Here is a 24,606-nt window from a genome sequence, read left to right as displayed (position 1 = left end):
GGAGGAGACTTGGCAGCCGCCGCCTTGTTTTCCCCGCCGCAGGGAACATGTTCTGAGGGGAGGTGCCAATATGAAACGTGATATCAAGGGCCTTCGCCACGCGCGCGAAGTCGAAGGGCATTTGCAGTGGCTGGACAGCTTCACCTCGGCAGCGCTGGGTGTGCTTGCGGTGGCCTCTGGCATCTACACTTATCTCGGCGTGCGCGGGCTGCTGGATGACGATGGCGCTCTGTCGCTGTTTGCGGCCGTATCCTACAGCGCCGCGGTGTCGACCGGGATCTATGTATTCTGGTCGTACCTGTTGCGGCTGCTGCCGGCAATGCGGACAGCGGCGGCGCGGATGTGGCTGTTTCTGTCAATGGCGCTGGGGTCGGCCGCGATCGTTGCGATGTCGTCTTGGCTGAACGCTGCCGCCTTGGCCGGGTCGGCGGCTGTGGAGCAGCATCTGGCGCGCACGGTCCAGGAATACCAAACCTCGCTGGAGCGCGCGAATGCGTTTGCGCTGCAGGGCCAGGCCCTGCGCCTGGACGTCGGCAGGGCGCGGCAAGGGTTCGAGGACCTGTCGCAGCAGGAAGCAGGCGGCGGCCTGTCCGGCCTGGCTGGGCGCGGCGCCGTGTTCCGGGTTCTGATGCAGAAATCCGATGAGCTGGCGGCCCTAGAGGGGCTGATCGCAAAGCAGGAGGCGCCGGTCGCCGCGGCCTTTGCCGAAGGCAATGCGATCCTCAGCCGGATGCGCGCGCTGACAGTCGCACCGGGGCCTGTTACCGCCCGCGGCGTCGAGTTCTCCGAAGAATCCGTGCGCCTGGCAGGCATCATCGCAGAGCTGCGGCAGCTGTCGGTTGCGCCAATGGTGGACCGTGCGGCGCGGGATCTGGCGGAATCCGTTGTCCTGCCGCGTCTGGACGCGGGGGATGCGGGCGGCCAGGCCGCTCAGCAGGCAACCATCACCTCGCTGCTGCAACTCCTGGCGCAACGGGCCGAGACTTTGCAGGCCGCGGCGGCGGAGGTTCTGGCGCTGGAGCCCGCTGCCGAAGTTGTCTACACGCCAATCTCCAAGGCCGATGCGGTGATCCGCTACGCGGGGAATTTCGCCCCCTCCTGGGCCGGAGCCATTGCCATCGACCTGCTGCCGGCGGTTCTGGTTCTGATTGTTGCGGTGGCGCAGGGCGCCGTCCGTGCCGGGCGTGACCCGGCGGAACCCGAGGATTCGATGACCGTGGCCGAACTGCGCGCCGCTGTGCTGGCGCTGCGCGAGGTTGAGGCCGCGGCCCCCGGCGCGGCTTGGGATCCGGAGGATGAGGAGACCGCCAGCGAAGCGGAGGACGGCAGCGGTTCTCCCGGCGCTGCCGGGCCGCGCCCCGGACCCAGAGCGGTTGAATGACCTGGGGCGGCAGGATTATCGGGCGCAGTCCGGGGGCGCCGTTCCGCTGGCTGCTGGGCTGCCAGATCGGTCTGGCGGTCATGCTTGTGGCGCTTGACCTCGGGCCGGCACTGCCGCGGATGCTGTCGCCGGTATCGGTGCCGGAGCTGGACCAGCCCACCCGGCCCGGTGATCAGACCCGGCATTACCGGCCGGACCGGCCCGCCAATCCTGGCCCCAGTATCGACCGCGACATGCCGCGCCGTCTGGTGGCTGAAGAAACCACGCTGGACGGCAGGCAGGCACTGCTGCTGAGGGGCGCAATTTCGCCCGGTGACGGCGAGCGGATCGTTGCGGACCTGCGGCGGCTGAAGCCTGGCACAGTCCTTCTCGATAGCTCCGGCGGCAGTGTCGCCGACGCGCTGGAGATTGGCCGGGCGGTCCGCGAGGCCGGCGCGGAGACGCGCCTGGCGGAGGCGGCGGTCTGCCTGTCGGCCTGCCCTTACATCTTTGCCGGCGGAACCGGGCGGCGGGTTGCGGACAATGCGCGTCTCGGCGTTCATCAGCACCGGTTCGGGGAATCCGACATCCTGCCCGCCTTCCTGGCGGTCGAGGATATCCAGCGCGGCCAGGCCCGTGTGCTGGAGCACCTGGACACCATGGGCATAGACCTGCGGATTATGGGCCCGGCGATGGCCACGCCCGCCGACGAGATCTATATCCTGACCGCCGAAGAGCTGGCGGAGTGGAACGTGGTAACGGACTGACCGCTGCCACGGCGCGCAGGTGAGCCAGCGCGGCGGGACCGAACTGTCCGCAATGGAGGGCAGCCCTGGTCATTCGGCAGCCTCATTGCCGGATATGCGGCGTAAGGAAGCAAGACTTGGCGCCTTTAAAACACAGCGAAGCTCGCGTATGGCAGCCTCTAACCGCTTGCCTGGTTCCTTGTGGATTTTGCGCCAGAATTGAGAGGCGCGCAGCAAAGCCTACCCTCGCGGATGCCAGCGGAAAAGGCAGAGGCATTTCAGGCCAGTGCGCGTCAGGCCACGCAGCTTGCGGCGGCGGGCCTGCCCTGCGCTGACGGTTCTAGCAGGCGCCTTGGCACCCTCCAGCCGCACCACCGCCTCGAACCGCAAACGCCGCCTCGGCACCGCGGAACCCCGGTGCCGGCCCATTCGGCTAAGGGAGAGGTATGGTCAGAGTGCTGTGCCAGCTCGACTGAGTATGCGCCTCAGAAATCCTGCCCTCTAACTGCCGGACAGAATGTTTCACCAACAGATTGCCGAAGCCGGTGCCGTTTGACGGGTTGTCCTTTCGCTGCGCTTCCGTTTCTTCCTTCCAGGCGATTTCCAGCGCATTGCCCGGCACTTTTTCCCACGTCACATCGACCCGGCCGCCCTCGGGACGGAAGGCACCGTATTTGGCACTGTTCGTGGTCCATTCGTGGAACAGAAGCGCCAGCGGGGTGAGCTGTTCGATGTCAATCACAATGTCTGGGCCGGACAGTGCGGTGCGGGCATTGCCGGCATGCGGCCGGACCGCGCATTCGATAAGATCTTTCAACTGCACACCGCCGGTCCCGTTTTGACTCTGTGTCAGGCTGTGGGAGCGGCCAAGCGCCTCGATCCGGGCCCGGACGTCACGGGCCAGCTCCGCCGGCGAATTGGCGGTGCGCGCAGCGCCGCTGACAAAACCGCCGATTATTGCGAACAGGTTTTTCACCCGGTGGTTCATCTCCCGGATCAGCAGCTCCCGCTGTTCGGCCAGCCGTGCCTCGGGACTTACATCAAAGCTCACGCCGATCATGCGGACCGGGCTTGCGGCATCGACGAGACGTCCCAGCCCCCGCAGATGCCTCACGCTGCCATCCGGCAGGCGGATCCGGAACGCCGCCGAGAAGTCCTCGTCTCCGGCGATCGCGCGGCGCAGCGAGGCTTCCACCCCGGGTCGGTCCTCATCAAGGATAAGCTCCATCAGCGTATCAATGCTGGTGTCCCCGCCCCCACTGACACCGAACAGCGCGAGTTCGCGCTCGTCCAGGAAGGTTTCCCCGCTTTCGGCGTGGTATTCCCAGACGCCAAGCTGGGCGACCTCTACCGCCAGCTGCAGACGCTCACGCTCCAGATCAAGATCCTGCTGCATGCGCAGCGCCTCGGTGATGTCGTTGAATACGACCGTGGCGCCATCAATGGTGCCATCCTGCAGCCGGTAGGGCAGCACCCGCAGCGCCCATTGCCGCTCACCATCGGCCGAGGCAACCGTGCGCGCAGGCACGGTATCGCCCATCAGCACGGTGCGGGCGTCCTCAATATGCTGGGCGTTTTCCAGCAGGCTCGCCACCTCGGTCAGCGGCCGGCCCCGGTCATTGTCCTTGAGCGGGAAGACGGATTTTGCTGCCTCGGTAAAGCTGCGGATCTGCAAGTTCCGGTCCAGCACCACCACCGCCAGGCGGGTCGATTCAAAAAAGTTGCGCAGATCCGAGTTCGCCACGGTCAGCTGGTCGACCTTGGTCTTCAGCTCATCGTTGACTGTGGTCAATTCCTCGTTTGTCGACTGCAGCTCCTCGTTCATCGACATCATTTCTTCGTTCGAGCTCTTCAGCTCTTCGTTGGCGGTCTCCAGCTCCTCGACCGTGCCGCGCAGCCGGTGCCTGGTCAGGCGCAGCTCGTCCTGCAGCACCTGCAGCTCGCTGTCGGCCGGTCCCAGCTCCAGCATGTCGTCTGCAGCGCCTGGCTCGAACGGGGCAGCATCACGAAACACCAAAAGCACGTTTCCGTCCGGCAGCGGATCGGCCACCACATCGGCGACCTGCTGGCCGAACTCCGCTTGCACAGTCACATCCCGGGCCACCACCCGCTTCTTCCCCGTCGCTGCCTGCCGGATCATTTGCGGCAGCACGTCGCGCAGACCGGGACGGGCCAGCGACACGGCAAAGGTGATATCCCGGCCCGGGCTGGGATACTCGAAATACTTCGCCAGCCTGCCGTAGGTTTTGATCACGCCGCCATCGGTATCAACGACCATCGAGGCAGGCGTGTAATGCTCCACCAAGCGGCGGACCGACACGCTCTCTTCCCAGCTCAGACGCGAGGATTCGCCATAGCGCGGAAGTTCGAAGCTGCGCTTTTTTGCGGGTGCGACGCTGGCTGGCAGATTGAACGGGTAGAACGGCCGCCCTTCCAGCCGCTTATAGATGCGGGACTTCTGGTCTGTAACCGAAAACAGTTCCTCGTGACGGCCGATGCTTTCGGAGGGGCCCAGAAACAGGTGCCCGCCCGGGTTCAGCGCATAGTGGAAGATCGGAAACACCTGCTGCTGCAGCCGGTCGCCCATATAGATGAGCAGGTTGCGGCAGGAGATCAGGTCCAGCTTGGAAAACGGCGGATCCTTCACCAAGCTGTGCGAGGAGAACCGGATCAGGTCGCGCACCTTCGGCGCCATCTGAAAGATCCCGTCCTTGCCGATGGTAAAATGCTCGCGCAGCCGTTCGGGAATGTCGGCCAGTGCCGAGACTGGATAGCGCCCCTCGCGCGCCAGCGACAGCATGCTTTCGTCGATGTCGGTGGCAAAGATCTGCACCAGCGGCCGCGGTATCCGCGAGGCCAGCGCATCGGCAAACAGCACCGCGATGGAATAGGCTTCTTCGCCGCTGGAACAGCCCGGCACCCAGACACGGATCTCGTCCTCGGCGGTGGCCCGCTCCACCATCGGCAGAATGACGCGCCGGTTCAGTTCCTCGAACATCTCCGGATCCCGGAAAAACCGGGTAACGTTGATCAGCAGGTCCCGAAACAGCGCTTCGCATTCATCGGCGTCGTCGCCGATGCGCTCCAGATAGGCCGAAGGCTGAGTGATCCCAAGCACCTGCATGCGCCGCTCAATCCGGCGTACAAGCGTAGATTTCTTGTAGCCCGAGAAATCATGCCCCACCGTCTTTCGCAGACTCGCGCACATTTCGTCGACGTGATCGGCAACCACCTCGGCCGCCTTCTCGCGCTCTTCCCGGGCACTGCTGCGATCGAAAAACGTGCGCAGGCAGGCGACGATGCTGCCGGGATCGCGCACAAAATCCACCAGCCCGGTGCCGATTGCCGACACCGGCATGCCGTCATAGCCTGCAGTATCTGGCTCCTGCGCGACACAGAGGCCGCCGTGTTCCTTGATTGCGCGCAGCCCGCTGGTGCCGTCGGCCCCGGTGCCCGACAGGATCACACAGGCAGCGTTGTGTTCCTGGTCGCGGGCCAGAGAGGCAAAAAAATCGTCGATCGGCCGCCGCAGCCCCCGCGGTTCCTTAAACTCGTGCAGGCGCAAGCAGCCATCCATTATGGCGAGCCCCCGGCCGGGCGGGATCACGTAAACGTGGTTGGCATCCACCCGCTCTCCGCCGGAAACCTGCTTCACAGGCAGCGGCGTCTGCCGGCCCAAAAGCTCGGCCATCATGCTTTCGTGATTCGGATCGAGATGCTGAACGATGACGAAGGCAAGCCCCGTGTCCGGCCCCGCCGCGGAAAGCATTTCCCGTATCGCTTCCAGCCCGCCTGCCGAAGCGCCGACGCCGATCACCGGCGGCGCTGAAGTCTCGTCATTTGCCATCGCGTTTCCCCAAGTTCCGGCGGCAGTGTGCCACTGAATTCAGGCGGCGCTCAAGCCAAAGCTTCCCGTTTACGTAATCAATCGAATAATTTGTTTTGCTTTTCACCGTTTTATCAGCTTCGCCGCCCATCGTGTCCGCCGCAGGCCATCGAGACAGATCTGTCGCTGCACGAATTTCTGGCGGACGGCCTTGGCAATTCGCTACTGGCGGCGGCCTATGACGCCAACCGGATGCGCATTGCCGTAATCCAGAATTCACGCCCGTTCGTTCCCGACCGGATCGCCTCTGCCATGGAAGAGCACCTTGCCCTCTTAGAGGCCCTGAAAAACCGCGATACGGAGGCCGTGGCCGATGCCATCCGGCACCACTGCGAGCAGACCCTGCGCTGGTGGGGTGTCAGGTGCAATCGGTATTCCGCCATCAAAGCAGCTATTTGGACGTCCGTTTGCAATTTCGGATTGCTGCGCGTTGCGATCATCGGCGCTAGAAGCCGCAGCTGACAAAGGGGCTCTGAGTGATTTACCGCCGCCCCTCGTCGGAATGCACGTTGCCAGAAGTTGAATGGCACACGATCCGTTTGAAAGTTCGGGAAACCTGCGTATTTGCAAAATGGCCCGCCGGAAGCCGCAAAGGTCTGGAGAATTGCCGATCTCGGTGCGCGGCGGCGATGGTTATCGCTGCGGCACCGTAACGCCGCTTTGAGCCCTATTTTCCCGATGCCGCACTAAGCTTGAACCGCGGCTTGGCGCACTTTGACGTCATTGATCGCGGGTGGGTTGCACCGGCACCGCCGGACTAGATGGTTTTGCAAAGTGGCAGAGTTGTCATTTGCTCTGGTCGAGGACGGCAACGGGGTAATCCAGAAATTTTCCCACGGTTGCCGCGGGCTAAATCCTCGCGTTGAGGCAGAGATGCCGCAGTGACCGCCGACGGTGCTCAGAAGCTGTCGGCATCCTGGTATGAGCTTTTGGACTTGGAGTTCAAGCACTCCATGTTAGCCTTGCACAATGAGCGCAACGCGGATGATATCACTCTTCGGGAGCAAGGCAACGCGGCGGGCTCTACCCACTCTGATGGCGGGGGTTATGGGGCTGGCAGGCCTCGCGGCGGTCCAATTTTGGCTGCATTCCGCCCGGCTCGACAGCGAAAGTGCCACACTTCAACAGCTTGCCTCGCAACGGGCTGGTCAACACGATGCCCACCTGACGGCTTTGTCGGCCATTGCCGTAGCCGGCGCGGGACAGCGCAACGATCTTTTCCTCGACGTCGCAGCAACAATTTCACGGTTCTATCCGCGGATCGGCGACGTGCAGCTTGTGCCGTTGGATCCCGCTCGGGACATCGTAGGTGCGACGGCCATTTCGGCCAGCACCGCCGCACAAATCCGCGCTGCCGCCACGCGCTCCACCGGTGTCCCGGTGATGTTGCCGCACCCGGAGAAAACGCAGCATTACTTGTTGATCAAACGCAGCCCGAACTCGGATCAGGCACTCTATGCTCTGGCGCTCAGCGTCGATGCCGCCCAACTGTTCGGCAGCAACGCCGCGTTTTGGGCGCAAGACAAGGCCAGCTTCCGGGTGTCTCTGCCCGATGGCACGGTGCTGGTCCAATCCTCGGGTATGAGCGCGGTGCGGTTCGCAAAATCGCTTGGGAGCGGCTCGCAACCCCTGCTTTTGGAAACTGCAATGCGGACGCGTCCGGCCGATCTCCTTCCGCCAGCGCAGGTCGCGCTTGTACTGTTGCTGACCGGGCTTCTCTATGCTGCAGTCACCGCTGCTTCCCGGCAACGCAGCCGGGTGCGCGAGGCCGAACAACAGGCCAGCCTCAGCCGGATGGAAGCCCAGCTCAGCCATGCCGCGCGGGTCAACGCGATGGGAGAAATGGCCAGTGGAATGGCGCATGAACTGACCCAACCCCTGACCGCGATCCTGGCGCAGGCCCAGGCCGGCAAGCGCCTGTTGGCGCGAGGCGACAGCGATGCCGTGGCCTCGGTCCTTGATGGCGCCGTCGCCCAAGCCCGGCGCGCCTCAACGATCCTGGACCGGCTGCGCAACTGGTCGCGCCCGCAGCGCGCCGGCACCGAACCGATTGACCTGCGCGACGCAATCGCCAATGTCCGCGCTCTATTGTCGGCCGAGGCGCACCGCCGGGGTGTCACCCTCCAGGCCGCCCCAACAAACCACCCAGTGACGGTGACAGTGGATCAGGTGGAAATCGAACAGGTGATCCACAACGTCTTGCGTAATGCGCTCGAGGCGCTTGAGGGTACGCCCCAGGCACGCGTCAAGATCACGCTGCGCAGCAGCGGTGATACTGCCACCCTCGATATTGCCGACAACGGCCCCGGCGTCGCGGCCAGTATGGAGCCCCGACTGTTCATGCCCTTCATGACAACGCGCGCCGAGGGCACCGGGTTGGGGCTGGCGCTTAGCCAGCGCCTGATCGAACGCGCGGGCGGCACGATTTCCTATGCCGGCGGAAACCCCGGTGCGGTCTTCCGGATTAACTTGCCGCTGACGGCTCCCATTGCGGAGGCCGCGCAATGACACATCCGGTTTATCTGGTCGACGATGACGAGGCAGTGCGCGATGCACTGACCCTGCTGCTGTCGACCGTCGGCTTGAACGTAGCGCCCTTCGCCAATCCTCAGGCCTTTCTGGCGCGGCTCGACGGGCTTGCTCCGGGCTGCTTGATCCTCGACATTCGTATGCCGCTGATCTCAGGTCTGAAACTTCAGGAGAAGTTGATAGAACGGAACATCGACTGGCCAACTGTCGTCATCTCTGGCCACGGCGATATCGAAGCCTGCCGGCAGGCTTTTCGCAACGGTGCAGTCGATTTTCTGTCGAAACCTATCGATGAGCAGGATCTGATCGACGCCATTCAGAAAGTCAGTGAAATCCTGGAACGGCGCCTGCTGGCGGAGGCCGAAAAGGCCGAGGCGCGCAGCCTCTTGCAATCGCTCACCCCGCGCGAGGCACAGGTGCTTGACCGCATCGCCGAGGGCTTCACATCGAAACAGATCGCTGAAGGCCTCGGCCTGTCGCCGCGCACCATCGAAAGCCACCGTGCCGCGATCGGGGCCAAGCTGGGCACCACTTCGCAGGCCGAACTGACCCGTTTATGGCTCGAAGGCCGCGACAGCCCGTAGAACTACGGAGATGCTTGCAAGGTCTACGAATACCGCGCCGGCCCTTCGCGCCTTAGTCTCTCTTAATCGATTTTGACAAGGAGACATGCCATGATCCGCAAACTGATCCTCGCCTCCCTTCTGGCCCCCGCCAGCCTGGCCGCGCAAGAGCTTCCCACTGCCGCCTATCTGCCGCTCGACATGGCCACCAAGGCCGCCCAGGCCGCGCTTGGGGCCTGTGCTGCTGACGGCTACAATGTCAGCGTCGCCATCGTCGCCCGTGACGGCGCAACCAAGGTGCATTTGAAGGCCGACAATTCCGGACCGCACACCGTAGGCAGCGCCCAGGGCAAGGCTTTCACCTCGGCCTCGATGGGCCGCGACACCGCCGGTCTGGCCAATTTCATCGGTGAAAACCCGCAACATGACGGCCTGCGCTACATGGACCGCCGCATGGTGATCCAAGGCGGCGGCCTGCCGATCAGGATTGGCGGCGCGCTGGTCGGCGGCCTCGGGGTCGGCGGCGCCCCCGGAGGCCACTTGGACGAGGCCTGCGCCCGCGCCGGGCTTGATGCCATCGGCGCAGAATAATCCCGTCGGGCAGCCGGTCATCCCGTCGGGCAGCCGGTCATCGCGGCGGGCTGCCTAACCACATCGGAGACATGAAATGCTCAAATTCCTCCTGTTTCCCGCCATTCTGGCCCTAGCGCCGCCTGCCTTGGCCCAAACCGCGCCCTCGGCCGCGGAAATTGCTGCTTACGACGGGCTGCACCGCGCAGCCCAGACCGGCGATGTCGCCGGGATTGACCGCCTCGCCGCTGCCGGGGCCGATCTCAACGTGCGCGACCGGCGTGGCCGCACCCCCGCCCACGTGGCTGCCTTCGCCTCGCAGGACGCCGCCCAGCGCGCCTTGGCAAAATCCGGGGCCGATCTCAACGCGCTCGAAGGCCAGGCCTATGACGTGGTCACCATCGCCGCTGTGGCCAACGACCCCGAATTGATGTCGCTGGCCATCGAACTGGGCAACCACCCCGGCCTGACGACCAGCCCCTATGACGGCACCGCACTTATAGCCGCCGCGCATCTGGGCCATGTCGAGGTGGTGCGCCGTCTAATCAACGCCGGGGCGCCGCTCGATCATGTCAACAACCTCGGCTGGACCGCGCTGATCGAGGCGGTGATCCTGGGCGACGGTGGCCCGGATCATCAGGCTGTGGTCGGGCTTTTGGTCGCGGCGGGCGCTGATCAAACAATCGGAGACCGTGACGGTGCCACTCCGCGTGACCATGCAGAAGACCGTCAATACTTTGAGATATTGTCGCTGCTGGGCGACCATAATTGACCCGTGCGAAACAGCGGCAGGTGCTTCAATCCGCTGGTTGTTGGCAATACCCGCATCCTGCCGCGTCAACGCCCGCACCGCCGCGACCGGCGGCGAGACACAGTCTTGTGTATTGTCCCTCCTGCACCGTTGTGCAGCAAAATAGTGATCTGCACGCCGCACCATGATCTTGGCTTGTGACCGCCTTCAAAACCCTTGAGAGGCGACTGTCGACGGCAATCGGCCAAGGCAGGCTTCTGTTCCGCGATCCAGTATTTCACTGCCTCACGGAGTGCCGGCCCCCGGCAGACCTCACTATCGTGGCCGATGCTTTGCGGCGATAACCGGCATTCAGGATCGTGCCGCGACGGGCAGCTTCGTCCCGCGCCATGTGAATTTTTTTCCGAATTTTTTGCACTCGGCATGAACGGCAAATTTCGCCGCTGAATGGCAGCGCCCAAATTTTCGCATTTGCCGCATTTTCCATGCTGTGAGCGCTCGCAGCGTGAAAGCCGAAGGTACAAGTTGGGCTCTCCGCCCGCTTTTGCGGTGTTTTGACCGAACGCTGGCTATGGAAGCGCCAATGTCAGCGCATCGAATCAAGCCGCAGAGTCTCAGGTACATTATCTGCGGGACGAACGGCAGGCTCCAAACCGCCCTCAACCTTGATCACGCCGCACCGGCATTGGGCGGCTCAGAACCCAAACCACTGAATGCTGCGCGAGAAATGAACGGACAACAAGCGCGCTAAGCCGCCATTGGCCGAAGTAATGCCGGCCCACAGCAGGCGTTGAGCTGACCCGGACCTTGCGGCAGTGCAGCCCGTCAAACCGGACCTTGCGGGCCGCCCAGCATTTTCAAAACTGAGGTGTAGCAGCCTGCTCCTCTGCGGCACTCAGGGACGCCCTTTGAAAATGCGAAAGGCGAACATGGACATGCTGAAGCTCAAAAAGCGAGTACTGCCGATGAAACAAAGTCCCTCAGCCCCTTCATCGCCTTGCGCATCGAAACATTACTCAGCACACAGCGGTAGGCGCAGCCCTCCGCCACCTCGATAATCAGCTGCGCCGTCTCCCGTGGAACGGGCAGCCGGCGCAGGTCGCCTTCGGCGATGCCGCGTTCCAGAACCGCCGTGAGCGCAGCAACCAACTGCTCACGGTTATCCATGAACATTGCCGCGATATCCGGCTTGCGGATGGCCTCGCCGGAAATCTCCAATGTCAGGATCACGGTGTCCGGATCCGCCAAGTATTTGGCATAGGCGGCCAGAAACTTATCCAGAACCTTCGGCGCGGATGTGGACCGGTTCAGGATCTTCAGGAACGGCGCCAGCTCCAGCCGCTCAAGCGCCGCAATCTCCGCCAGCACGTCATGCTTGCCCGGGAAATGATTGTAGAGGTTGCCCAGGCTCACCCCGGCCTTCTTCGCAATATCCCGCACCCCGGTCTGGTGGTAGCCGTTCTCCAGAAAGCACTCCAGCGCCGCCTCCAGGATTTGCGCCCGGCGCTGCGCAATTGCCCTCTCGCGTTTCGATGCAGCCTTGTCTTCTCCAGCGGACATTTTCCGCAACACTCCTTGAACGAACGATCGTTCACTGTATATGCCAGACAGCAGCGCGCCGCAAGGGGCTGCGTGATTCTGGCTAGGGCAGGAAGGGGCTGCGTATGGCGAACGGAACAACCAGGAGACCGGCACGGCGAAGCAGGCAATGGCTGTGGCTGGTCCTGTCGTTTGCGGTGCTGGCAGCAGTGGTTCTGCTGCTCTATGAAACCGAGGACACCGCTGATGTGCAACGCATGGCAGCCCCGCCGCCTGCCCCGGCTGTTTCGGTCCTTGCGATCGCGCCCGGCCCGGCCCGGGCGGTCGTGTCCGCCTACGCCGAACTGCGTCCGCGCTGGGACGCAGAGCTGCGCTCAGCCGTGTCCGGGCGGATCCTTGCGGTGCATGACGGCGCGCTGGCCGGCGCCAGGGCCGCCAAGGGCACGCCGCTGTTCTCCATCGAAAAGACCCGATATGAAACCGCTGTCGCCGCGGCAGAGCTGACGCTGGAACAGGCCAGGCTCTCGTTGCTTCAGGCCCGCAACAAGGTGACCCTCGCCCGGCGGCAGTTCGCCCGCGACGGTGCCAGCCCGCCCAATGATCTTGCGCTTCACCTGCCGCAGCTGCGGATCGCCGAACGCAACGTGGCCGCCGCCGGCGCACAGCTGCAGACCGCGCAGCGCGAGCTGGCGGATTGTGATGTGGCGGCGCCGTTCTCCGGCTTTGTCACCCGCCGACTCGCCAGCCTGGGCCAGACTGTGAACACCGGCGATCCCCTGCTGCAGCTGTCCGGAGACCTCCGGTTCGAAATCACTGCTGAGCTGAGCCAGGAAGACTGGAAGCTGCTGGAACAGCCCGTCACCGGCCAAACTGCGGATCTCTACCACCGCGGCGGCCAGCTCCTCGGCCAGGCCCGGATCCGCCAGGGCGGCGGGTTCCTGGATCCGAAAACCCGCCAGCTGCGCATCTTCCTGGACGTGACCGACCCGCCGCCGGCGGTTCTGGCGGGAGATTTCCTGCGTATCGCCTTCCGCGGCCGCAAGCTCTCCCGCACTCTCACCCTGCCAGAAGGCACCCTGTCCCGGGCCGGGCATATCTGGCTGGTGGACAGCAGCGGCCTGCTGCAGCGCATCACGCCCAAGGTGCTGTTCCGGCACCAGGGAAACATCACCATTGCCGCACCCGAAGGCTCAGGCCCCTGGCAAGTGGCCCAAACGCCGCTGGCTTCCTTCCTGCCCGGCCAGCGCGTCAGCCCGAAACCGGTGGAAGGCTGATCCATGCACGCCCTGACCGCCTGGTTCATTCGCAACCCCGTTGCCGCCAATCTGATGATGGCGCTGATCCTGTTCCTCGGGGTGCAGACCCTGATGTCGATCCGCATCGAAGGCTTCCCGCGCATCCCGCCGGAAAGCGTCGAGGTTTCCATCGAATACCCCGGCGCCACCGCTGCCCAGGTGGATGAACTGGTGACGCAAAAGATTGAACAAGCCCTCGAAGGCCTGGAGGGTGTGCGCAGTATAACTTCTCTATCCGCCAATGGCCTCAGCACCGTCTCGGTCCGCCGCGCCGGCGGCGAGAAGCTGCAGGCAGTGCTGGACCGGGTCCGCATCCGCATCGACGGGTTGGCGAACCTGCCGGACAAGGCCCGCCGCCCGGTGATCGATGCTTCGGGCTTCGACTTCCCGGCGCTTTACGTCAATCTGCACGGGGAGGCCGACCTGGCCACGCTGCAAACCCTGGCACAGCGGTTGAAAGAAGAGCTGCTGGCACAGCCGGAGCTGTCGCGGCTCAAGTTCTGGGGCCTGATCCCGCGCGAGCTGCGGATCGAGGCCGACCCGGAGCGGCTGCGCCAGTACGGGCTGACCGCCAGCGACGTGGCTGCCGCGATCCAGTCCAACTCGCTGACTTTTCAGGCGGGCCAGCTGCGCACCGAAGGTGGCACCATCCACCTGCGCGCCGACAACCGCGCCCGCTACGCGCCGGAGTACGGCGACCTGCCGGTGATTGAACGCGAAGACGGCTCCCGCGTGCCGCTGCGCGACATCGCAACCATCCAGGACAGCTACCTGGAGGGCGACTTCTTGTTCCGCCTCAATGGCAGCCCCACCGTTGGTATGGAGGTGCTGGTCGGGCAAAAGGAAAACCTGCTGGAGATCAGCCGCGTTGTCCGCCGCGTGGTGGCAGATTTCGATCGCCAGCTGCCGCCCTCGGTCCAAATTGAGGTCTGGGGCGACAGCGCCGGCTACATCGCCGACCGGCTGGCGCTGCTCAAATCCAACGGCGTGCAGGGCCTGATCCTGGTGGCGCTGATGCTGTCGGTCTTCCTGAACGTGCGGCTGGCGTTCTGGGTGGCGATGGGCATCCCCATCTCGGTCATGGGTGCCATCGCGGTGGCCGGGTCGAAATGGGTGGACTACTCGCTGAACGACGTGACCACCTTCGGCCTGATCCTCGCCTTGGGGATCCTGGTCGACGACGCGGTGGTGGTCGGCGAAAGCGTGTTCGAGGAACGCCGCAAGGTGAAGGATCCGCTGCAGGGCACCGAACAGGGCGTTCACAAGGTCGCCGTGGCCACCGTCTTTGGTGTGCTGACCACCATCGCCGCCTTCTTTCCGATGCTGCTGATCGACAACCCGCTGGGCAAGGCGCTGGCCGGCTTCTCCGGCATCGTGATCCTGGCCCTGATCTTCTCGCTGATCGAAAGTAAGTTCATCCTGCCCGCGCATCTGGCCCGTGTACCGCTTGAACCGCGCCGCCGCTACCTGCTCAGCCGCCTGTGGGGGCACGTCCAGAACAGCGCACGCGGCGGGCTTTGCTGGGTCCGCGACCGGGTCTACAAGCCGGTTCTGGTCATCTCCGTTACCCACCGCTACGCAGTGCTTGTGCTGTTCATCGCTGCGGCCTGTCTGGGACTGGGGCTGATGGTGAAGGGCAAGGTCCGCACCGTCTTCTTTCCCGAGGTGCCGGGCCAGGTGATCACCGTGAACCTGGAAATGGACGCCCGCGCGCCCTTTGCCCTGACCCGCGCCAATGTGAACCGGATAGAGGCGGCAGGCCATGCGCTGAACCGGGAGCTGGCCGAACAAGCAGGCATGGATGTGCCGCCGGTCAAAACCTTCTTCACCATCATCAGCAGCGCAGGCAGCGCCCAGATCTATGCTGAGATGCTGCCGGTGGCTGACCGCCCCGATGTCCAGATCCTTGACGTGGTCCGTCAATGGCGCGAACGCACTGGCGCGGTCGAGGGGGCAACCGAGCTGGAGTTCACCGGCTCGGAGGAGCTGGCAGGCGGCTTCCGCATCCGCCTGATGTCCAAGGACGAAGACCTGCTGCGCCAGGCCAGCGCTGACATGCGCGCCTTCCTTGGCGGCATTGCAGGGGTGTCCAGCATTCGCGGCGGGATGGCTGGCGGCCAGCCTGAACTGAAGCTGCGCCTGCGCCCGGACGCCCGCAATCTCGGCTTCACCGCGGAAACCCTGGCCAGCCAGATCGGCAACGGTTTCGGCGGCGCCGAGGTCGCCCGCATCCGCCGGGACGGGGCGGAGGTCCGGGTGCTGGTACAGAACGCCCGCGCCGCGCGCGACACCATCGGCGACCTGATGCGTCTGCGCCTGCGCAGCAGCACCGGCGCCTGGGTGCCGCTAGGAACCGTTGCCGATGTCAAGGGCAGCTATGTTTCCGGCGTGATCCACCGCCGCGACGGGCGTAGGGTCAACACCGTTGCGGCAGCGATCGACCGCTCGGTGGCGGCACCCGGCGAAGTCGGCCAGGCCGTCTTCGAGCAGCTGGTGCCGCAGCTGGCCGCCAAGTACCCCGGCGTCCAAATCGCCGCCGCGGGCGAGCTGGAGGAGACCGGCGAGATCCGCGGCGGGCTGCTGCGCGCGCTGATCCTCGCGGCGGTGCTGATCTATGTGCTGATGGCGGTGCCGCTCCAAAGCTACTGGCAGCCCTTCGTAATCCTGGCCATCGTGCCCTTCGGCTTTATCGCTGCCGCGGTCGGGCATCTGATCATGGATGTGCCGCTGTCGCTCCTGTCCTTTTTCGGCATGCTCGCCCTCACCGGTGTCATCGTGAACGACAGCCTGGTGATGATCACCCGCTACAACCAAGCCCGCGATGAGGGGGAACCTGTTTCCAGCGCCCTGCACCAGGCCGGCATTGGCCGCTTTCAGGCGATTTTCCTGACCACCGCCACCACGGTGATTGGCCTGCTGCCGCTGCTGTCGGAAACCTCCGAGCAGGCGCAATACCTGATCCCCGCCGCGGTCTCCCTGGCCTTTGGCGAGCTGTTCGGCACCGCCCTGATGCTCATTCTGGTGCCGGTGCTGATCGCCATCGCAGAAGACGTCATTGCCCTCTTCCGCCCTTCCCCTCCCCCGCAGCCTGAGCAAAGGAACCCCGCATGACCCGCTTTCTCACCCTGGCCGCCGCAGGCGTCCTGACAGCCCTTTCCTCCCCAGCCCTGGCCGAGGGGCTGCGCCTCACCATCGACGGCATCCGCAACGGCCAAGGCAATATCCTGATCACCGTCTTCAGCGAGGCCAAGGCCTACGAGACGCTTAACTTCTGGCAAGCCGAAGCCTTTGCCGCAATCCCCGCCCGGCCCGGCAGCACCGCGCATGCCTTCCCGGACCTGACCGCAGGCCCCTATGCAGTAGTGCTGTTCCATGACGAAAACGGCGACGAGGACCTGAACTTCAGCGGCGACCGGCTGCTGGAAGGCATCGGCGTTTCCGGCGCCCGAAGCCCGGACGATGAACCCGGCTTTGCCGAAGCCTCGGTGCCGCCGGGCGACGTCACCGTTCAAGTGTTCTACGACGGGTGAATGCGATGCTGGCTGGCCGTGGTCTGACCCTGCTGTCGCTGCTGACCGTGTTTAAAGGGCGCATCGCCCTCACCTGGGCGCTGACGCTGGGCGAGGCCGCGCTGACAGCGCTCATTCCGTTGTTCATCGGCTTTGCCATCGACGGGCTGCTGGGCGGCAGCCCCCGCGCTCTGTGGCACCTGGCCGGCCTCCTGGCCGCCCTGGTTGCGCTTGCCGTCGTCCGCAGGCTCTATGACACCCGTGCCTATGGAACCGTCCGCATTGAACTGGGCAGGACGCAGGCGGCGCGCTCCGCCGCCCTGCCGGTCTCGGCCCTGAACGCCCGGCTGGAAATGGGGCGTGAGCTGGTGGACTTCCTGGAAGACACCCTGCCCTCCGCGATGGCTGCCGGCGTGCAAATCGCGGTCTCCATCACGGTGCTGTATGCCTTTGCACCCCAGCTGGCCTTTGCAGCCCTGGGTGCCGCCATCGGCATGGCCGCCGTCTACACCCTGTTTCACCGCCGCTTCTTCCGTCTCAACGGCCAGCTCAACCAACAGACCGAACGCCAGGTCGGCGTGCTGGAAAAACGGGCGCCGCAAGCAACACTGGCGCATCTGCAGCGCCTGCGCCGCTTCGAGGTGAAGCTCTCAGATGCCGAAGCCATTCTCTATGGCGCGGTGTTTGCGCTTCTGCTGGCGCTGCTCCTGTTCAATCTCTGGTTTGCAGCCGCCATAATGACGGTCACCGCCGGCGCGGTGTTTTCGATTGTCGCCTACACCTGGGACTTAGCCGAGGCCTCTCTCAGCCTGCCAGTCACCCTGCAAACCTGGTCGCGCCTAGCCGAAATCACAATCAGGCTGAACCGGGCGCCTGTTCCCTAAAGCTCGCCTTGAACACGCCAACTTTGCATCACCATTCGAGCTTGGCGCCGCCTACAACTGATGAAGGCCTTCTACTAACTTGAGGCTTCAACAAAGTGCGCTCGCAGCGAGGTCCCGCTTGCCGCTGCTCCAGTGAACCGCTGCAGGCAAAATGCGCAGTTCGCCGCCCTTGAACCAGCTTGCAGCGATTTTTCACGCCGCACAGCAGCCCTGAAAATGATGCGGCCGCGGCGATTTTATTGCCGCGAGCGCGCGCAGCAAGAATTTGACAGGCCCGCTGCGGGCTCTGACCAGACCTTCACCGCAACCGCACCGCGGCGTGGTGAACTGGACCGCCAACGTCGGGTTGGCGCTGAGGCGGACCGGGGCGGATGGGTAAAATCAATCGGGCTGGATCGGACGTCGTACGGCACGCACGCCATGCGCCGAACGAAGGTCGCCCCTATCAACCGCAAGACCGGCAATCTGCGAGCAGTTCAGCTTCCGCTGGGCCACACCAGGATGGACAGCACCGTTCGCAATTTGGGCGTCGAACTCGAGGACGCGCTAGCGAAAGCTGAGGCGGTCGAAATCTGAGAGCCAAGAGCCGTCCTACGTGGACGGCCCAAAGTCGGCAGCCATCGATTTGTTTCACGCCGCGATGCAGCCTTGGTATTCTTCCCATTCATGCATTATTGCAGCATGTCCTATGAGCAGATGACGGCAACGCCGGATTTCGCTGCCATTGGGGGGGCTACTTCAAAGACGGCTTCTAATCCCAAGCCGGCAGGGTCAAGCCGATGTCACCGCCTCGGGCTGCCCTGCCGCGCGAAACAGCACCGCTGCAACCAGATCGCCAGTGACGTTGATTACCGTCCGGCACATATCGAGCAGGCGGTCAACGCCGAGAATGATCACCATCCCTTCGACCGGAATGCCCATGCTCGTGGCGACGCTGATCAGAATGGCGATGCTGACACCTGGCGTGCCAGGCGCGCCGATACTCGACGCGACAAGCGTTCCCACCACCACACTGATCTGCACTGCCGTCAACTCCAATCCGGCAAGCTGCGCAAGAAACAGTATGGCCACCGCTTGGTAGAGTGCGGTACCCGCCATATTCATCGTTGCCCCCAATGGAACCACCAGGTTGGCGATACTGTCGGGAACGCCAAGCTGACGCGCCGTCTGGATCGTCACCGGCATGACCGCAGACGAACTGGATGTGGAGAAAGCAAGCAGCAGGTTGCTGCCCGCGGCCTTGGCGAAACGCAGCGGCGTGACCCGTGCAAAGGCCATCGCGATCGCCAGGTAGAAGCACAACAGCGCGCCGAGCCCCAGAAGCACGGTGCCCACATAGCCCGAGATGCCAAGCATGGTTTCAAACCCCATGCGCATCACCAGTTGCGCCATCAGCCCGAAAACCGCGTAAGGTGCTAGAAACATTGCCCATTTCACGATGTTCATGGAGATCGACAACAGCGCGTCCATCAGCGCCAGGAACGTGGCGGCCCGGCTGCCTTGTATTTGCGTAACCGAAATACCGACCAGCAGTGCCAGCACCACAACGGCCAGCATGTCTCCCTGGACGATCGATGCGGTGGGATTAGAGGGGAGGATATCGGCGATCAGATCGGGCAGTGCCGCTTTCTCTTCTGGCGCAGGCACGTCTGTCAGCAGGCCGTCTTGCGGCTGCGTACCGGATTGAGGCGATTGCACCGAAAATCCGGCAAGTCCTGTCCCGGGCTTCAGCCATTGAGCAAGCGCCACTCCGATGCCCGCCGCGGTCGTCGTGGTCACCAGAATGAAGGCAGCCAAACGCAGGCCGACCGAGCGCAACTGCTCCCCTGACCCGGCCCCCGAAAGCCCGCCAACAATTGACGAGAAAACCAAGGGAATGAGGACCATGGCGATCAGCGCCAGAAAGATCTTTCCTGGCAGGGCCAGCCAAAGCCCGATCACCTCGGCCAAGTCAGGCGGCACGACACCCGTCGCCTCGCTCAGCAGCAAGCCCAGGCCAAACCCCAGGATCATGCCGGCCATCACCTGGGCCCATAGTCGAGATGTGATCCACACTCGCAGCTTGAAACGCTGCTGAGCGATTTGCATTGGGGACTCTTGGACTTCGCTTTCCATGACGGTGTCGTTACACGGGCTGACGCTGTGGGTCCACTGTCGTTCATCAAGCCGCAAACTGGGCAGGATAGTTGGCAATAGACGGCCCGGACCAGACCATCACCTTGCAGTCAAGCGCTGCGGCGCAGCTTCACCAGATCAGACTTTCGCTGCGGGCGCATGGCTCAAATGCCGCCGAACTCACGGAGTGCGGACTGACGTGCTCCCCTGAAAAGTCCGCGATTTGAAGTTAGCCTGTTCTCCAAGCGATGAGACAAACGATGCGGAAAAGCCGTTTCAGCGAAGAGCCGATCATTGGCATCCTGAAGGAGCACCAAGCCGGAATGGGGGCGAAGGAACTGTGCCGGAAGCACGGCATCAGCGATGGCACTTTCTACGAATGGCGTTCGAAGTATGGCGGCATGGAAGTGTCCGAGGCCAAGAGGCTGAAGGCTCTGGAGGTCGAGAACGCCAAGCTTGTCTGACGTCAGCACCTGTGGGCCTGATTGAGGGATTTGCATAACGGAGGGTTTCTGGCTCATCTAAACCGTCAAGGAGTGAAGATGAGACGGAAAGCTGGAACCGGCTGCGTTACGTGAAGGATCCGCAAACCGGCAAGCGCATCTCACGCCTGAACCCGGAAAGTGAATGTGACCTGCCCCCCGCGAAATCCCTCACCATAATGTAGAGTCTGCCCAACCTATGTAGGAGCAGACGAATGCGTAAGAGCCGTTACACCGAGGCGCAAATCATCGGGATGATCAAAGAGCAGGAAGCCGGGATGCCGACGGCGGAGGTGTGCCGCCGGCATGGGCTGAGCCCGGCGACCTTTTACAAGCTGAAGTCCAAGTATGGCGGCATGGAGGTATCGGAGGCGGCGCGGCTGAAAGCGCTGGAAGATGAGAATGCCAAGCTGAAGCGGCTGCTGGCAGACACGATGCTCGACAATGTGGTTCTGAAAGACCTGCTGGGAAAAAGCTGACGGCACCGAAGGAGCGGCGAGAGGCAGCGCTCACTGCGATGCGGGATCATGGCATCTCGCAGCGCAGGGCCTGCCGGCTTGTCGGTGTCGACCCCAAGACGGTCCGGCGCAAACGCCCGCCCGACCATCCCGAGATCCGCCAGGAGATGAAAGAGATCGCTGGCAAACGCCGCCGGTTCGGCTACCGGAGGATCGGCGTGCTGCTTGAGCGCAAAGGCATGATCATGAACCACAAAAAACTGTACCGCCTCTACCGGGAAGAAGGCCTTGCGGTGAAGCGGCGGCGGGGCCGCAAACGCGCCCGGGGCTCACGCACACCGATGCCCGAAGCCACACGGCCGAACCAGCGCTGGTCCCTGGACTTCCTGGCGGACAGCTTCGGCGCCTCGCGGAAGTTCCGCATCCTGGCCGTGAACGATGACTGCTGCCGGGAAAACCTGTGCCTGGCTGCGGACACCAGCATTTCAGGAGAGCGCGTTGCCCGGGAGCTGGACGCGCTCGTCCGGATCTACGGGAAACCCGCTTGCATTGTCAGCGACAACGGCACGGAATTCACCAGCCGGGCAATCCTGAAATGGGCCGACAGGAACGGCGTGGATTGGTATTACATCGACCCCGGGAAACCGCAGCAGAATGCCTTTATCGAGTCATTCAACGGCAGCCTGCGGGACGAGCTTCTCAATGAAGAGCTGTTCGATACCCTGGACGATGCCCGCCGCAAGCTGGCGCTGTGGCGCTACGATTACAACAACGTCAGGCCGCATTCTTCGCTGGGGAACAGAACGCCAATGCAAGCGCGGCAGGCGCTTGAGCTATTTGAGGGCTCCGCGCCTGCCGCGCTTGCCAAGCCCGAGACCGACGATTACCAAAACCAAACCCGCAGACTCTCCTCATGAACGAGGGACCAGCGGGGGGCAGGTCACCCTGAACGCGCCGGAGGTGCGGCGGGAGGCGACAGCGTCGCTGCGGGCGCTGATTTCGGAGGTGCGGATGGTTCCGGACGGTGCAGCGCCGGGCGGCCATCAGCTTGAACTTGTTGGGGAATTGGCGGGGCTGATGGCTTTGGGGGGCCTTGAATCGGAAAAGCCCCCGCTGGTGGCGAGGGCTTGGTCGGAAACGATGGTTGCGGGAGCAGGATTTGGACACTGTTTCATGCGAGCCCGGCAGCTTAGCCGCGTGGAAGGGTCACGTCCGCCAGGCTGCCATACTGTCCTGCCCGGCTGAGAATATGCCTTGGCTGCCTTAAAGCCAGACGTCCCCGTGGCGCAGAACGGCGCGGATCCAGCCGCTTCAGCCGAACCCGGACTGAATGACCTTAGGCAAACTCGGAAAGCCTGGCCCGGTTTCCAAACGGAAGCCGAAGGCCGTGCGCGCGCCCCCGGGCGGGGGCAGGATCACCCGCTCCAGGGACTAGAGTGAACGCGAAACCGGAATCCCGCCGGGCGGCACGCCAGCGTTTCCGGACTTTCAAAGAACGTCTCACCGCTGCTGGCAGCGCTCGAAAGCTGGTTATCGCGGCCTGCGTACGGGGCCTGATAACGGGCCTCCGCGCAATAACGCGGACAGAATTTCTCTATCGAGAAATACCCCCTGAAACCCCGGCGCAACGAAGGCGTTGGAGCCTTCTGCTTACCCAGTGCGCTTCATCAACGGGTGCAGAGTCGGCGCGGGCCGCCGCCGTATGGCTGGAAACTGCAGTCCGAGACGCGGAACGAGCGGTAAGCGCGCTGGCAGGCACGCACATTGCATGATGCGGTTGCGCCGTTCACCGTCCCGATCAGAAGATCACGAAGCTCAGCGGCTCTGATGGGCTTCCCGCTCTGCACCATGCGCTGGATGGTTGCCCGCGCGTGCTCTGCGTCGCGCACAACCACGTGGCCAGTGCCCGGCGGAAACCGGGTGCCTGAGCTGCTGCGGGAGGCGGCGGCATCGGCGGTAGCGGGATCGCCAGCGGCCGTTTCTAAAGCGTCTTCTGAACCGTCCGCGGCTGCAACGGGCAGCGCATCCGCCGCGTCCGGCACCACGGAACCGGCTCCGGCACCCGCGGCAAAGGCAGCCCAGATCCTGGCGGGCAGCTGCCCGCCGGTCACGCCTTCCATCGGGCTGTTGTCATCATTGCCAACCCAAACGCCCACGATCAGATCCTCCGTAAAGCCCACGAACAGCGCATCGCGGTGGTTCTGGCTGGTGCCCGTTTTTCCGGCCGCGCCGGGCACGGCCGCAGCAGCCTGGCCCGTTCCGCTGAGGACCGCATTCCGCAGCAGAGTCACCATGTCGCCCCGGTGCTGCATGAGCCGCGCGGCTTCCTCCGAGGGCGCAGGCGCCTGCCACTTGAACGGATAATAATGTGCGGGCTCCCCCGCAGTGATCCCCTGGACAAAGCGCGCCTCGAAGGGGACCGTGCCGGTGGCGATGGCAGCAAAGGCTTCGGTCAGGTCAAGAAGCGTGACTTCCGACGCGCCAAGCGCCAAGGACGGCGTTTCGGTCAGTTCGGCCTCGATGCCCAGAAGACGGGCGGTTTCCGCGACTTTGCCGATCCCGACCCGGCCCGCCAGATTCACGGCCGCGGCATTGAGCGACTGCGAGAATGCTTCCTGGAGCGTGACCTTCCCGTGAAAGCGGCCATCGAAGTTCTGCGGTTCATAGCCGTCGATTTCCACCGGCCGGTCCTCGATCACGTCCCCGGGCCTGTACCCTTCGGCCAATGCCGCAAGATAGACGAAGGTCTTGAACGTGGAGCCGGGCTGCCGCCGTGCTTGGGTGGCCCGGTTGAACTGGCTGTCCTGGTAATCCCGGCCGCCAACAAGCGCTGCGACCCGCCCGTCCGGCCGCAGGGCCACGAGGGCAGCCTGCATGTCATGCCCGGCCAGCGCCTCGCTCACCACCCGTTCGGCCAGGCGCTGAAGCTCCGGCTCAAGTGTTGTGCGCACACTGGAAGCGCCATCGAAGCGCTGAGCAAGATCTGCAGACCGCGAGGCCACGAGATCAGAGAACCACCCGCCGTAGACAATTCCGGCCGGCTGCGGCGCCATTACGGTAAGATCAGCCATCGCCTGATTGAACCCCGGCCCGTCCAGAAGCTCCATGCCCTGCATCTGCCGCAGCACAAGCTCGGCCCGCTGCTTCAGCGCGGCGAGGTCGGTGAACGGGTTGACGGCGGAAGGCGCCCGGATAACCGCCGCCAGCGCGGCGCTTTCGGCGGTGGTCAGTTTCTCAAGCGGTTTGCCGAAATAAATCTGTGCGGCAGCGGACACGCCGCGGGCGCCGTGGCCCAGGTACACGCGGTTGAGGTACATTTCGAGGATCTGGTCCTTGCTGTAGCGGGCTTCCAACTGCCGCGTCAGCAGGGCTTCATGCAGTTTCCGCCGATAGGTGCGGTCCGGCTCGAGATAGCTGATTTTCACTAGCTGCTGGGTGATCGTGCTGCCGCCCTGCACGATTTCGCCCGCTGCAGCATTGGCCCAAAGCGCCCGCGATATCGCCCGGTAATCCAGCCCGCCGTGCTCGTAGAAGCGCTGATCCTCGATTGCGATGACGGCGTTGGTGAGATCTTCAGGAACCTGGCCGAGGGCCGCATAATTCGAAGGCTTCTCGCCCTGCATCATCAGAGGTTCGCCTGCGGCATCTTCAAAGCGCACGGCAGGCTCCGCTTTCGCTTCAAGATCGGCCAAATCCTCAAGGCTTGCCAGGGCGATGGCGGCCGCAGCAATGCCCGCCACCGCGGCGACAGTTGCCGCCGCCGCTGCACGCTGTTTCCAGGTGAGACGGCCGAACGCAGCGAACAGGGATTTTATTAATCGTGCTGCAGTGCCGACGGCTGCGGTCTCAGCCACGGGCTCTTTATCATTCCGCTGATCAGAAACCCTTGGCGTAGTGGCTGTTGCGCGCAGTCGATCTC

16 protein-coding genes and 2 pseudogenes are annotated in these 24,606 nt (G+C 63.9%); 14 read left to right on the top strand and 4 right to left on the bottom strand.

From position 1 onward, the window contains the following. Positions 1-70: 70 nt before the first annotated feature. Positions 71-1,381, top strand: coding sequence for a hypothetical protein (locus tag R2C4_RS21365; protein ID WP_141889576.1), 1,311 nt, complete (start codon positions 71-73; stop codon positions 1,379-1,381). After that, positions 1,378-2,127, top strand: coding sequence for a COG3904 family protein (locus R2C4_RS03285; protein ID WP_141889575.1), 750 nt, complete (start codon positions 1,378-1,380; stop codon positions 2,125-2,127). Before R2C4_RS21365 ends, R2C4_RS03285 begins: the two co-directional genes overlap by 4 nt. A gap of 412 nt (positions 2,128-2,539) precedes the next feature. Here the strand turns inward: R2C4_RS03285 and R2C4_RS03280 are convergent, their stop codons facing one another. After that, positions 2,540-5,953: a chemotaxis protein CheB gene (locus tag R2C4_RS03280; RefSeq protein WP_141889574.1), complete on the bottom strand. Its 3,414-nt coding sequence runs from the start codon at positions 5,951-5,953 to the stop codon at positions 2,540-2,542. A gap of 27 nt (positions 5,954-5,980) precedes the next feature. On the opposite strand from R2C4_RS03280, the gene R2C4_RS03275 reads away from it, so the two are divergent. The 5 genes from R2C4_RS03275 (at position 5,981) to R2C4_RS03255 (ending at position 10,426) form a co-directional block, all read left to right on the top strand. Then, the gene (locus tag R2C4_RS03275; protein ID WP_244940774.1) at positions 5,981-6,454 is read left to right on the top strand and encodes an FCD domain-containing protein; all 474 of its coding nucleotides are present in this window, start codon (positions 5,981-5,983) and stop codon (positions 6,452-6,454) included. A 585-nt stretch (positions 6,455-7,039) separates the two neighbouring features. Beyond that, positions 7,040-8,500 carry a sensor histidine kinase gene (locus R2C4_RS03270; protein WP_141889572.1) on the top strand — a complete coding sequence of 487 codons (1,461 nt, stop codon included), beginning with the start codon at positions 7,040-7,042 and terminating at the stop codon, positions 8,498-8,500. Then, positions 8,497-9,105, top strand: a complete 609-nt coding sequence (locus R2C4_RS03265) for a response regulator transcription factor (protein ID WP_141889571.1) — start codon at positions 8,497-8,499, stop codon at positions 9,103-9,105. Before R2C4_RS03270 ends, R2C4_RS03265 begins: the two co-directional genes overlap by 4 nt. Positions 9,106-9,195: 90 nt before the next feature. Next, complete coding sequence (locus R2C4_RS03260) at positions 9,196-9,675, top strand: GlcG/HbpS family heme-binding protein (protein WP_141889570.1); 480 nt, start codon at positions 9,196-9,198, stop codon at positions 9,673-9,675. A 76-nt stretch (positions 9,676-9,751) separates the two neighbouring features. After that, positions 9,752-10,426 (top strand): ankyrin repeat domain-containing protein, encoded by a 675-nt coding sequence (locus tag R2C4_RS03255; protein WP_141889569.1) that lies wholly within the window; start codon positions 9,752-9,754, stop codon positions 10,424-10,426. Positions 10,427-11,350: 924 nt separating this feature from the next. Here the strand turns inward: R2C4_RS03255 and R2C4_RS03250 are convergent. Continuing rightward, positions 11,351-11,965 (bottom strand): TetR/AcrR family transcriptional regulator, encoded by a 615-nt coding sequence (locus tag R2C4_RS03250; RefSeq protein WP_141889568.1) that lies wholly within the window; start codon positions 11,963-11,965, stop codon positions 11,351-11,353. Positions 11,966-12,069: 104 nt separating this feature from the next. On the opposite strand from R2C4_RS03250, the gene R2C4_RS03245 reads away from it, so the two are divergent. The 5 genes and pseudogenes from R2C4_RS03245 to R2C4_RS03225 all read left to right on the top strand — a co-directional run. Continuing rightward, positions 12,070-13,218 carry an efflux RND transporter periplasmic adaptor subunit gene (locus tag R2C4_RS03245; protein ID WP_141889567.1) on the top strand — a complete coding sequence of 383 codons (1,149 nt, stop codon included), beginning with the start codon at positions 12,070-12,072 and terminating at the stop codon, positions 13,216-13,218. A 3-nt stretch (positions 13,219-13,221) separates the two neighbouring features. Beyond that, positions 13,222-16,350, top strand: a complete 3,129-nt coding sequence (locus tag R2C4_RS03240; RefSeq protein WP_141889566.1) for an efflux RND transporter permease subunit — start codon at positions 13,222-13,224, stop codon at positions 16,348-16,350. Further along, complete coding sequence (locus tag R2C4_RS03235) at positions 16,347-16,769, top strand: DUF2141 domain-containing protein (RefSeq protein ID WP_141889565.1); 423 nt, start codon at positions 16,347-16,349, stop codon at positions 16,767-16,769. The genes R2C4_RS03240 and R2C4_RS03235 overlap by 4 nt, the downstream gene beginning before the upstream one ends. 5 nt (positions 16,770-16,774) lie before the next feature. Next, the gene (locus tag R2C4_RS03230; protein WP_141889564.1) at positions 16,775-17,632 is read left to right on the top strand and encodes an ABC transporter six-transmembrane domain-containing protein; all 858 of its coding nucleotides are present in this window, start codon (positions 16,775-16,777) and stop codon (positions 17,630-17,632) included. 372 nt (positions 17,633-18,004) lie between these two features. Then, positions 18,005-18,208: pseudogene (locus R2C4_RS03225) on the top strand (site-specific integrase); the annotation flags it as partial. A gap of 195 nt (positions 18,209-18,403) precedes the next feature. On the opposite strand, the gene R2C4_RS03220 reads toward R2C4_RS03225, so the two are convergent. Beyond that, positions 18,404-19,720: a dicarboxylate/amino acid:cation symporter gene (locus tag R2C4_RS03220; protein WP_167510231.1), complete on the bottom strand. Its 1,317-nt coding sequence runs from the start codon at positions 19,718-19,720 to the stop codon at positions 18,404-18,406. Between the two features lie 287 nt (positions 19,721-20,007). Here R2C4_RS03220 and R2C4_RS03215 point away from each other — a divergent pair. Both R2C4_RS03215 and R2C4_RS03210 read left to right on the top strand, forming a co-directional pair. After that, positions 20,008-20,205 (top strand): annotated as a pseudogene (locus R2C4_RS03215) (transposase); the annotation flags it as partial. Between the two features lie 239 nt (positions 20,206-20,444). Beyond that, positions 20,445-21,604 (top strand): IS3 family transposase gene (locus R2C4_RS03210; RefSeq protein WP_141889224.1). Its coding sequence is split into 2 segments (ribosomal slippage): positions 20,445-20,703 and positions 20,703-21,604, totalling 1,161 coding nucleotides; the frame shifts between segments, so codons are not numbered across the junction. A gap of 750 nt (positions 21,605-22,354) precedes the next feature. Here R2C4_RS03210 and R2C4_RS03200 read toward each other — a convergent pair. Continuing rightward, a complete protein-coding gene (locus R2C4_RS03200; protein WP_244940773.1) occupies positions 22,355-24,541 on the bottom strand; it encodes a PBP1A family penicillin-binding protein in 2,187 nt (728 codons plus the stop codon). Between the last annotated feature and the right edge of the window lie 65 nt (positions 24,542-24,606).

It is taken from the genome of Leisingera aquaemixtae, assembly GCF_006740765.1.
Classification (GTDB): domain Bacteria; phylum Pseudomonadota; class Alphaproteobacteria; order Rhodobacterales; family Rhodobacteraceae; genus Leisingera; species Leisingera aquaemixtae.
The sequence above is the reverse complement of the archived record's forward strand: the minus strand, read 5'-3'. Positions and strand labels throughout refer to the sequence as shown.